This is a genomic window from Caballeronia calidae (assembly GCF_900044055.2).
Classification (GTDB): domain Bacteria; phylum Pseudomonadota; class Gammaproteobacteria; order Burkholderiales; family Burkholderiaceae; genus Caballeronia; species Caballeronia calidae.
In genome coordinates, this window is the sequence record NZ_FCOX02000070.1 from 21,609 (window position 1) to 32,162 (window position 10,554).

Sequence of the window (10,554 nt, forward strand, 5' to 3'; positions counted from 1 at the left end):
GGCATTTTTCATTCAACGCGCGAAGTATTCCTTCACCGCGCGAATGACGGTGTCGATATCCGCGCGCGACACATCGCGATGCGTGACGAAGCGCGATGCATACAGCATCTGCATGAGAATGCCGCGCTCCTTCAGAAAGACTTCTAGCGGCGCGCAATGCGCCTCGGGAATGCGCGCGAAAACCATGTTGGTCGCGTGCGCCTGCACCTCGATTTCGCCGATTTGCGCGAGACCGGCGGCGAGATGCGCGGCGTTGTCGTGGTCCTGCGCGAGGCCGTCGACGTGATGGTCCAGTGCGTACAGGCACGCCGCCGCGAGCACGCCCGCTTGCCGCATGCCGCCGCCCAGCACCTTGCGCCAGCGGCCCGCGACTTCGATCAATGCTTTCGGCCCGACCAGCACCGAACCCACCGGCGCGCCCAGGCCTTTCGAACAGCAGATCGAGACCGTATCGAACGGCGCGCACAGATCGCTGACCGGCTTGTCCGATGCAACCGCCGCATTGAACACGCGCGCGCCGTCGAGATGCGTCGACAGACCGCGATCGCGCGCGAGTTGCGTCGCCTCGACGACGTAATCGGCCGGCAGCACTTTGCCGCCGATCGTGTTCTCCAGCGCCAGCAGCTTCGTGCGCGCGAAGTGATTGTCGATCGGCTTGATCGCCGCCGCGATCTTGTCGAGCGGCAGCGAGCCGTCAGGCGCGTTTTCGATCGGCTGCGGCTGGATGCTGCCGAGCACCGCCGCACCGCCGCCCTCGTACTTGTACGTGTGCGCGGCCTGCCCGACGATGTATTCGTCGCCGCGCGCGCAATGCGCCATCAAGGCCGCGAGGTTGCTTTGCGTGCCGCTCGGGAAGAACAGGCCCGCTTCCTTGCCGGTGCGCTCCGCGAGCGACGATTGCAATCTGATGACGGTCGGGTCGTCGCCCCAGACGTCGTCGCCGACTTCGGCCGCCGACATGGCGTTGAGCATGGCCTTGCCCGGACGGGTAACGGTGTCGCTGCGTAGATCGATCATGCGCTCTTCCCTTTTGCGTGCTCATCGAGAAGCGCTATGTTACATGCCGACGATCGATCGCACCCGTGCGCGCGCGATGCTCACGGCTCCACGACGTTGAACTCGCCGTCGAACTTGTCGAGCGTGCCGAGCAAGGCCTTGAAGACGGCGCCGTCGCCTTCGAAGCGCATGCTGCCGTCGCCCAGCGCGTCGATGAAGCCCGTCTCGCCGCAAAGGATGCGGTTCAGCAAGTCGCGCGTCATCGCGACCGTCACATGCGGCGGCTGCGATGCCGGCACCGCCGACCACGTCAGCGCGCCATGCTGCAGATTGAGCCTGAAGCGCTTGCCGATATCGGTGAACTGCCAGTCGATGCGCGCGCTCATGTGCTGCGCCTTCAGGCCGTCGACGCGAACCGCGAGGTAATCGAAGAACATTTCCTCGGTGATCGCGCAGACCATGTCGCGGCTGCGTCCGGCGAACTCGGTGACCGACCGGCGTCCTTCGCGCAACTCGCGCGCGCCGAGCATGAACGCGTTGCGCCATGTCGCCGATTCCGCCTGATAGCCCATCTGTTCGAGCGCCGCCGCGCCCAGTTCGCGCGCTTCGCGTAATTGCGGCTGCGCGAAGACGAGGTGATTCATCACCTGCGCGACCCAGCGATATTCGCCCTTTTCGTAGTCCCTGCGCGCGCGATCGAGAATCGCGTCAGCGCCGCCCATATATTCGACGTAACGCGGCGCGGACATCTCCGGCGGCAATGCGTGCAGGTTCGAAGGATTGCCGTCGTACCAGCTCAAATATTGCTGATAGATCGCCTTCACGTTGTGCGACACCGTGCCGTAGTAGCCGCGCGTGTGCCACAGCGCGCGAAGCGCGTCGGGCAGACGCATGACTTCCGCGATCTCGGCGGCATTCAGGCCGCGGTTCATCATGCGCACGGTCTGATCGTGCAGGAACTTGTACAGATCGCGCTGCGCTTCGAGATAGCTCACGATGCGCTCGCTGCCCCACGTCGGCCAGTTGTGTTGCGCGAAGACCACTTCGGCGTCGCGCCCGAAGCGCTCCAGCGATTCGCCGAGATAGCGCGCCCAGCGCTGCGCATTGCGCACGTTCGCGCCGCGCAAGGGACAGAGGTTGTGCAGCGAGCGCGTGCCGTTCTCCGCGAGGTTGAGCGCGCGCTCCTGCGGAAAATAGAAGTGCATTTCGGCGGGCGCTTCGCTTTCGGGCGTGAGCTGAAACACGATCTCGATACCGTCGATGACGTGCGTCTCCGTCATGTCGCTGATGAGCTGCGTCGGCGGAATCAGCGTGATCGTGCCGCGCGGGATGGTCTTGCCCATGCCGGAGTCGATCTGGCAGCACGCGTTGCGCGCGAGCGTGTGCCCGAACTGGAACTGCGCGCGGCGGGCCATCGCGGGCCCGGCCATCACGTTTTCGGACACCGCCTCTTCCATGAAGCCGGCGGGCGCGATGATCTTCGTGCGCCCCGCGTTCACGTCCGCGTCGCAGGTGACGCCGCGCACACCGCCGAAGTGATCCGCGTGGCTATGGCTGTAGATGACGGCCACCACCGGCCGCTTCGGACGATGCGCAAAATACAGCTCGAGCGCCGCCGCCGCCGTCTCCTTGCAAGTCAAGGGATCGATGACGATGAGCCCGCTATTGCCTTCGATGAACGTCACGTTCGAGACATCGAAGCCGCGCACCTGAAAGATGCGCTCGGTCACGCGAAAAAGGCCATGCAGCGTATTGATGCGCGCATGCCGCCACAGCGCCGGATGCGCGGACGCGGGCGCGCGCGCTTCGTCGAGAAAGCCGTAATCCGCGAGGCTCCAGATCAATTGATCGTAGGCGCCGCGCACTTCCGCATCGGGAATCGTGCCGATGAAACCACGGCGCGCGTCGGCCTCTTCGTCGGGATCATCCGGCGGAAGCTCCTGCAACGCGAGTGCCTGCGCCGCCATGGTTGCCTGCGTCGGCGGCAGCGAGGTAAAAGGCTGTGCGAGTTCGATGTGTTCCTGATTTGCCATGACCGTGTCCTTTATCCGCGCGCCGAAGCGAGAGCGACTTGCGCCCGCCGCCGCGCGCTGCGTTCGTCTTATCCGTTATTCGAGGTATCGAGCGAGTAGCGGGCGTCGCCCGCCTGCGCCGCATGGGCCGCGCTGGAAGGGCCTTCGAGGCGCCGGCCGCGAATGAGATCCGCGGCCTTCTCTCCGATCATGATCGCGGGTGCATTCGTGTTGCCGCCGATGAGCGTCGGCATGACCGATGCATCGGCGACGCGCAAGCCTTCCACGCCGCGCACGCGCAGCGTGGGATCGACGACGGCCATGTCATCCACGCCCATCTTGCAGGTGCCGACCGGATGAAACAGCGTGTCGGCGTGCGTGCGGATGTAGTCGCGCAGCATGCGCTCGTCGCCGTCGCCCGAGCCGAAGCTTTCGGCATGGAGTTCGCGCCCGCCCGCCTCGGCGAGCGCGGGCTGCGCGAATATCTTGCGGATGAGGCGCAGGCCCGTGACGAGCGTGTCCATGTCGGAATCGACGCTGAAATAGCGTGGATCGATGAGCGGCGCCTCGCGCATGTCGGCCGATTTGAGCCGCACGACGCCGCGGCTCGCGGGGCGCAGATTGGTGGCGTGACAGCTGTATCCCGGCGGCCCCTTCTTGCCGATGTTCTCGCCGCGCGCCGTCACGAGCGCGCAGATGAACGAGAGCTGGATATCCGGCTCCGCGAGTCCGGGCCGGCTGCGCACGAAGCCGCCCGCCTCCGCGACGTTCGAGGAGAACATGCCCCTGCGCTCGCGCCGGTAGCGCATCAGTTCCGGAATCATGTGCAGGATGTTGCGCAAGGTGTAGCCGAACAGTTCCGTGGTCGGCACGACCTTCTTGATCGTCACGTCGATGTGATCCTGAAGGTTCTCGCCAACGCCCGGCAGATCGCAGATGACCGGCACGCCGCTCGCACGCAGATGCGCCCCCGGCCCGATGCCCGATGCCATCAGCAGTTGCGGCGAGTTGAACGCGCCCGCGCTCAGAATCACTTCGCGCCGTGCGCGCAGCGTGCGCTCGACGCCATCGCGCTCGACGCGCACGCCGGTGGCGCGCCGGCCTTCGAACTCGATGCGCAAGGCAAGCGTGTCTGTCATCACGGCGAGGTTGCCGCGCCCGTTGTTGAATGCCGTGTCGGCTGCGTCACCGCGATGCAGATAGGCGCGCGAGCTGTTCCAGCGCTCGCCGTTATGCTGCGTGACCTGATAGAGACCCGCGCCGTCCTGGTCCTGACCGTTGAAATCGTCATTGAACGGAATGCCCGCCTGCGCGGCTGCTTCGATGAAGCGGCGGCTGAACGGATTGGGCGTTCGCAAGTCGTTCACGTGAAGCGGGCCGTTCGCGCCGTGATAGACGGCGTCGCGCGCGGTGGACAGGCGGCCGTTTGCTTCGGCGCGCTGAAAGTACGGCAGCACGTCATCGTAGCGCCACCCACGGCAGCCGAGCTCCGCCCAATGGTCATAGTCGTTGCGATGTCCGCGGATATAGACCATGCCGTTGATCGAGGAACTGCCGCCCAGCCCGCGCCCGCGCGGCTGAAACGAGCGGCGGTTGTTCAGCGCGGGCTGCGGCGTGCTCATGTAGCCGTAGTTGCGCGGCCCGGGCCTGACCGCGAGCTTGCCGACGCCGATCGGCGTCCAGACCGTGAAGTGATGATCGTCCGGTCCCGGCTCGATCAGCGCGACGGTAACGCCATGCTCTTCGGCGAGCCTGCCCGCCACCGCACATCCCGCTGAACCCGCTCCGACCACGATGTAGTCGAATTCATCGCTCACGTCCGTTCCGGACCCATGATTCGCCGCCATGCCGATGTCGTCTCCGTTGTTATCGGTTGCTCTGGCTCGGGGCGCATCGTCCGCGACGAGACGCCAACGCGAGCAGTCCGTCGAGGGTAAGGCGGGGCGAATGAAGGCTCAACGCATGATTCGGGTGGGACGCGGGGAATATCGGGGGGGAGGTGTGCGAACGATTTGGACCGCAAACGGGCCGCAAAAACAAAGAGGACCGGAATCGCTTCCGGTCCTCGATGAAACGCCGGCCAGCCGTGCACGGCTGGCGTCAGGCCGACTCAACGCATCGCTTCGTCAGTCAGCCACAGCGATTCCTTCAGATCCTGCTCGTTGAGGTTATGCCCTTCACCGCCGCCCCGATCGACGACGATGAAATCGCTCACCTTGCCGAGCGCGAGCAGCGGATGGTGCCACACGCCTTTCGCATAGTTCACGCCCTGCCAGCCGCGCGTGACGAAGGCACGAATCTTCGACTCGTCGAGATCGCCGGCGGGCGCGACGACCACGATATACGGCCGGTCGTCGAGCGGAATGAACGCCTGGCTGCCGAGCGGATGACGCTCCATCATCTTGATCTCGAACGGCAGCGCGCGCGGCTGTCCGCGAAAGAGATTCACGAGCGTGTGGCCGCCCTGCTCTTCCACGTCCACGTTGCACAGATCGTGAAAGCGGATCGTGGTGCCGAGGTTGATCGGGATCTGCTTCGCGCCATCGAGTTCGATGACATCGCCATAAGGCTTGAACGCAGCGCGCGTCAACGGTTCGATAGCGAGCTTTTTCATCATGCGAGGGTTCCGAAGAGACGCAGGCGCGACACGCCGCCGTCGGGATAGATATTGAAGCGCACGTGCGTGACGGGACCGAGCGCCGCCAGTTCCGATTCGAAGAAGTGCTGCTTGTCCATCTGCAGCTTCTGCTCGCCGAGCAGGACCGGCCAGAACATCGCCTGCGTGACGAGCGAGCTGTCCGTGCCGCCCTTCACATACGCGGCCTGCAGCGAGCAGCGGTCCGGATAGTTGCCCTTGAAGTGCGCGGTATCCACTTCGACCTTCTTGATGATGCCCGGCTGCGCCAGCGCGACGATGCACCAGTCGTTGCCCGGCTCGCGGCGGCGGCGCGTTTCCCAGCCGTCGCCCATGTTCACGCCGCGGCCCGGCATCAGCAGCGTCGATGCGAGACCGAAGTGCTGGTTGTTCGTGCCGACCATGTACGCGCCGTTTTCCATCGCGCCGAGATCGACGAGCGCGTTCTTGTCCGCGTTGGTCCAGTCGAGCTGCGGCTGGCCATACACGCGCAGACGCGCGATGCCGCCATCCGGATAGACGTTCACGCGCAGATGCGTGAACGGCTGTTCGGCCTTCACGTCGAGATAGTGGTGGCTGTTGCCCTGCAGTGTCGTCGACGGGACGATTTCGGTCCATTGCGTCGACTGGTTCGGCGCGCCTTCGACGACATGCGCGCCTTCGATCGACGCCGCCGGCGGGAAGTTGCCGGTGAAGTGGCTCGTGTCGACGTCGATGCCCTTGATCACGCCCGGACGCGCCAGCTTGACGACGCACCAGTCATAGCCCGTGGTGCGCTTGCGGCGGGTTTCCCAGCCGTCCATCCACTTGCCGTGATCGTCGAACTTGCCGGGGATGAACACCGCCGGCTCGGGGTTCAGCATGCGCTCCTTCGGCGCGAAGAAATCGTCGCTCGCCTCGAGCGCCTGCGCGCCGAGACGCGGGTCCGCGAGGTTCACATAGCGGCGCGTGAATTCGGGCGCGTTGGGATCGAGTGTCGGAATTGCCATTGTCTTCGTCCTTGGATTCGTTCGGTTGCGGTGAAGGCGGATTACGCTGCGATCAGGTCGTTCAACCTGAAGCGCGCGATCCGGTAAATCTGATCGAGACTCGTGCGAAGCTCCTCGGCGCGGTCGTGATTCACGCGCGCCTCGAAGTTCGCGATGATGCCGTGACGGTCATAGCCGCGCACGGCGAGAATGAAGGGAAAGCCGAACTTCTGGCGATACGCCGTATTCAGCGCCTGCAGCTTGTCGAACTCTTCCTGCGTGCAGAGATCGAGGCCCGCGCCGCTCTGCTCGCGCGTCGATTCGGCCGTCAGTTCGCCGCGCACCGCCGCCTTGCCCGCGAGCTCCGGGTGCGCGTTGATGAGCGCGAGCTGTTTCTCGTCGCCTGCTTTCTCCACGATGTGCGACATCGCCGCATGAAGGGAATCGATGTCCCGGAAGGGTCGCTGTTGCGCCGCCGCTTCCGGCACCCACGGCGAATGCTCGAAGATGCCCGCGAGCACCGTCACGAACGTGTCGGCGGGCATGGTGTTGAGTTGGTCGAGTGTGTATTGCATCGCCTTCATGCCGCCGTCCCGTGGTTAGCTTGTTCGAAAGGATGTTGCTCACGCCAGTGACGCGCGATATCGACACGTCGCGTGACCCACACGCGGTCGTGCTTCTCGATGTGATCGAGAAATTTCTGCAGGCCGCGGAAGCGCCCGGGGCGTCCGAGCAGACGGCAATGCATGCCGATGGAAAGCATCTTCGGCGCTTCGTCGCCTTCTTCGTAGAGCACGTCGAACGCGTCTTTCAGATACGTGAAGAAGTGATCGCCCGTGTTGAAGCCTTGCGGCGTCGCGAAGCGCATGTCGTTGGTGTCGAGCGTGTACGGCACGATCAGATGCGGCTTCTTCTCGCCGCCCGTGACTTCCACTTCGGTCCAGAACGGCAGGTCGTCGCCGTAATTGTCCGAGTCGTAGAGGAAGCCGCCGTATTCCGCGACCAGACGATGCGTGTTGGGACTGTCGCGCCCGGTGTACCAGCCGAGCGGACGCACGCCCGTCACGCGCTCGATCGCTTCCATGCCGAGGCGCATATGCTCGGCCTCGCGCTCCGGCGACATGTCCTGGTAATGGATCCAGCGATATCCGTGACAGGCGATCTCATGCCCTAGCTCGACGAACGCCTTGCCGAGTTCCGGATGCCGCTCGATGGCCATGCCGACGCCGAAGATCGTGAGCGGCAGGCCGCGCTTCTCGAACTCGCGCAGAATGCGCCACACGCCCGCCCGAGAGCCGTATTCGTAGATCGACTCCATGCTCATGTGACGCGACGGATATGCCGCCGCGCCGACGATTTCCGACAGGAACTGCTCCGAGCCCGGATCGCCGTGCAGCACGCAGTTCTCACCGCCTTCTTCGTAATTGAGCACGAATTGCACGGCGACGCGCGCGCGTCCCGGCCAGTTCGCCTGGACCGGGTGGCGGCCGTAGCCGATCAGGTCGCGTGGATATTTCGGATCGAGTGACATGGCTGGCGTTGAGATCAGGCGTTGAAATTACGGGATTGTTGACGATTCAGTGTAGCTAAAAGACCCGGACGCGCCCATACATCAGGGCAGATAATCCGGGTCACGTCATTGGTATGTGTCCCGGCAAATTTCGTGAACGCGCCATCAGCGCGGGCTGAAATCGCCCAGCACGCCGTCGTAGCGTTTCGCGAGCGGGCGCGCGTAGTCGCCGCGTTTTGCCGTATGAAGTTTGAGCGCGATCAGCGCCTCCGCCCATTTCACCGCCGCCGTCACGCCCTCCACGACCGGCGCGCCGATCGCGTCCTCCACCTCGCGGCAGAACTCCGCCATGCCCGCGCAGCCGAGCACGATGGCGTCCGAGCCGTCCTCGTCGAGCGCGCGCCGGCATTCGTCGATGATCGTCTGGCGCGCGGGCGAGCCCGGCACGTCCAGTTCCAGCACGGGGACATCCGTGGCACGGACGTTCTTGCAGAAGCGCGTCATGCCGTAGCGTTCCGCCAGATGCCACGCCATGCCGCAGGTACGCTGCAGGGTCGTCACGACCGAAAATCCCGGCGCGATGACGCTCGCCGCGTGCATCGCCGCTTCCGCGATGCCGATCACGGGACCTCGCGCCAGTTCACGGGCGGCGTAGAGGGCCGGGTCGCCGAAGCAGGCGATCACGTAGCCGTCGAAGCCCTGTTTCTCGCCGGCTTCCACTTCCGCCAGCAGCCCGAGCGACGCGATGGCCTCGTCGTAATAGCCTTCGATGGACGGCGGCCCCATCGTCGGGCTGACGGCGACGATCTCCGTGCCGGGCGCGGCGACTTCGCGCGCGCAGCGGCCCATCGAGTCGGTCATGCGCTGCGTGGTGTTCGGGTTGATGAGTTTGATGCGCATTGCTTTCTCCTGTGGACCAGAGCGGGCGCTTTGGCGCCTGACTCTGGTCTCATGCTTCGGTGCGAAACTGCCTTGGAAGGCGCTCTCAGGTTCTATCTTTCGTTATAGGCGCTTTGTTCAAACCGCGCGCTGGCGATCCGCGAGGAAGTAATAGAACACCGCGCCCAGACCCGCTCCGATGAACCACGAGAAGTTCGCGGCGCCTTCGAGCGACGGCAGCATCACGCAGAGAATCGCGATTACGGCGGCCGGCAGGAGCGCCATCACTGCGCGGCGGTTCACGCCCTTCGTGTACCAGTACTTGCCTTCCTCGGACACCGTGTAGAGATCGTCGACCGCGAGTTTGCCGCGCTTCACGAGATAGAAGTCGAGGATGAGCACGCCATACAACGGTCCGATGAAGCTGCCGAGAATATCCAGCGTGTAGTGGATAACGGCCGGGTTGTTGAAGAGGTTCCACGGCGTGATGAAGATCGACGCGACTGCCGCCATCATCCCGCCCATGCGCCAGCTGATGAGCTTCGGTGCGACGTTGGAGAAGTCGAACGCCGGCGACACGAAGTTCGCGACGATATTGATACCGATGGTCGCGATCGTGAAGGTCAGCGCGCCGAGAATCACGGCGGACGGATGATCGATGCGGCCGACGGTCTCGACCGGATCGGTGATCAGCTGGCCGAACACCGGCAGCGTCGCGGCGGTCGTGATCACGGTCACGAGCGAGAACGCCAGGAAGTTGACCGGCAGACCCCAGAAATTGCCGCGCTTCACGCTGCGGAAGCTCTTGCCATAGCGCGAGAAGTCGCCGAAGTTCAGCATCGGGCCGGAGAAATAAGACACGACGAGCGAGATCGCGGTGATCATCACGGGAATGACTTCCATGCCGTGATACTTCACGCCGCCGAGATTCAGGCCGATGTTCTTGATGCCCGCGCGCCACACCATGTAGCCGGCGAGAATGAACATCACCACGTAGACGGCCGGACCGGCGAAGTCGATGAACTTCTTGATCATCTCCATGCCGCGCCAGAACACGACGGCCTGCAGCACCCAGAGCAGCATGAAGCCTGCCCATCCGAGCGCGGAGAGTCCGACGAAGCCGTATTTATGCACATCGGCATAAGGCATTAGCGAGGGCACGAATTTCAGCACGACGATCACCAGTGCGCTCGATGCCAGATAGGTCTGAATGCCGTACCACGCCACCGCGATGAGCCCGCGGATCACGGCGGGAATATTTGCGCCGAGCACGCCGAAGGTGGCGCGGCACGCGACGGGATACGGCACGCCCGCGACCTGGCTCGGCTTCGCGATCATGTTGCACAGCACGTTCACGAACCCGATGCCGATCAACAACGACACCAGCACTTGCCAGCTCGTCAGGCCGAGTGCGAAGAGACTCCCGGCGAACACGTAGCCGCCGACGCTGTGCACGTCCGACATCCAGAACGCGAAGATGTTACTGACCGGTGCACCAAATACTGCCTCGTGCGTTAGAGAAGTATGAATACGAAAACTGATGCGCGAAAACTG

At 64.3% G+C, this 10,554-nt stretch carries 8 protein-coding genes and 1 pseudogene; all 9 read right to left on the bottom strand.

What is annotated here, in order from left to right; all coding sequences use genetic code 11:
• Positions 1-12: 12 nt before the first annotated feature.
• Positions 13-1,017 (bottom strand): low-specificity L-threonine aldolase, encoded by a 1,005-nt coding sequence (gene ltaE, locus AWB78_RS35225; RefSeq protein ID WP_062611273.1) that lies wholly within the window; start codon positions 1,015-1,017, stop codon positions 13-15.
• 80 nt (positions 1,018-1,097) lie between these two features.
• Complete coding sequence (locus AWB78_RS35230; protein WP_062611274.1) at positions 1,098-3,029, bottom strand: alkyl/aryl-sulfatase; 1,932 nt, start codon at positions 3,027-3,029, stop codon at positions 1,098-1,100.
• A gap of 68 nt (positions 3,030-3,097) precedes the next feature.
• Complete coding sequence (locus tag AWB78_RS35235) at positions 3,098-4,825, bottom strand: GMC family oxidoreductase (RefSeq protein WP_445344270.1); 1,728 nt, start codon at positions 4,823-4,825, stop codon at positions 3,098-3,100.
• 293 nt (positions 4,826-5,118) lie between these two features.
• On the bottom strand, positions 5,119-5,622 hold the full coding sequence (locus AWB78_RS35240; RefSeq protein WP_062611286.1) for an ureidoglycolate lyase: 504 nt from the start codon (positions 5,620-5,622) through the stop codon (positions 5,119-5,121).
• Positions 5,622-6,632: an allantoicase gene (gene alc / locus AWB78_RS35245; protein WP_062611276.1), complete on the bottom strand. Its 1,011-nt coding sequence runs from the start codon at positions 6,630-6,632 to the stop codon at positions 5,622-5,624. Before alc ends, AWB78_RS35240 begins: the two co-directional genes overlap by 1 nt.
• Before the next feature lie 41 nt (positions 6,633-6,673).
• Positions 6,674-7,195, bottom strand: coding sequence for a 2-oxo-4-hydroxy-4-carboxy-5-ureidoimidazoline decarboxylase (uraD, locus tag AWB78_RS35250; protein ID WP_062611278.1), 522 nt, complete (start codon positions 7,193-7,195; stop codon positions 6,674-6,676).
• Positions 7,192-8,142 (bottom strand): allantoinase PuuE, encoded by a 951-nt coding sequence (puuE, locus tag AWB78_RS35255; protein WP_062611280.1) that lies wholly within the window; start codon positions 8,140-8,142, stop codon positions 7,192-7,194. Before puuE ends, uraD begins: the two co-directional genes overlap by 4 nt.
• A gap of 144 nt (positions 8,143-8,286) precedes the next feature.
• A complete protein-coding gene (locus tag AWB78_RS35260; protein ID WP_062611282.1) occupies positions 8,287-9,021 on the bottom strand; it encodes an aspartate/glutamate racemase family protein in 735 nt (244 codons plus the stop codon).
• Positions 9,022-9,138: 117 nt separating this feature from the next.
• Positions 9,139-10,482 (bottom strand): annotated as a pseudogene (locus tag AWB78_RS35265) (NCS1 family nucleobase:cation symporter-1); the annotation flags it as partial.
• Positions 10,483-10,554 lie beyond the last annotated feature (72 nt).

Coding starts and splice junctions, on each gene's coding strand:
- ltaE (WP_062611273.1), bottom strand. CDS start 1,017: ATGATCGATCTACGCAGCGACACCGTTACCCGTCCGGGCAAGGCCATG.
- AWB78_RS35230 (WP_062611274.1), bottom strand. CDS start 3,029: ATGGCAAATCAGGAACACATCGAACTCGCACAGCCTTTTACCTCGCTG.
- AWB78_RS35240 (WP_062611286.1), bottom strand. CDS start 5,622: ATGAAAAAGCTCGCTATCGAACCGTTGACGCGCGCTGCGTTCAAGCCT.
- alc (WP_062611276.1), bottom strand. CDS start 6,632: ATGGCAATTCCGACACTCGATCCCAACGCGCCCGAATTCACGCGCCGC.
- uraD (WP_062611278.1), bottom strand. CDS start 7,195: ATGAAGGCGATGCAATACACACTCGACCAACTCAACACCATGCCCGCC.
- puuE (WP_062611280.1), bottom strand. CDS start 8,142: ATGTCACTCGATCCGAAATATCCACGCGACCTGATCGGCTACGGCCGC.
- AWB78_RS35260 (WP_062611282.1), bottom strand. CDS start 9,021: ATGCGCATCAAACTCATCAACCCGAACACCACGCAGCGCATGACCGAC.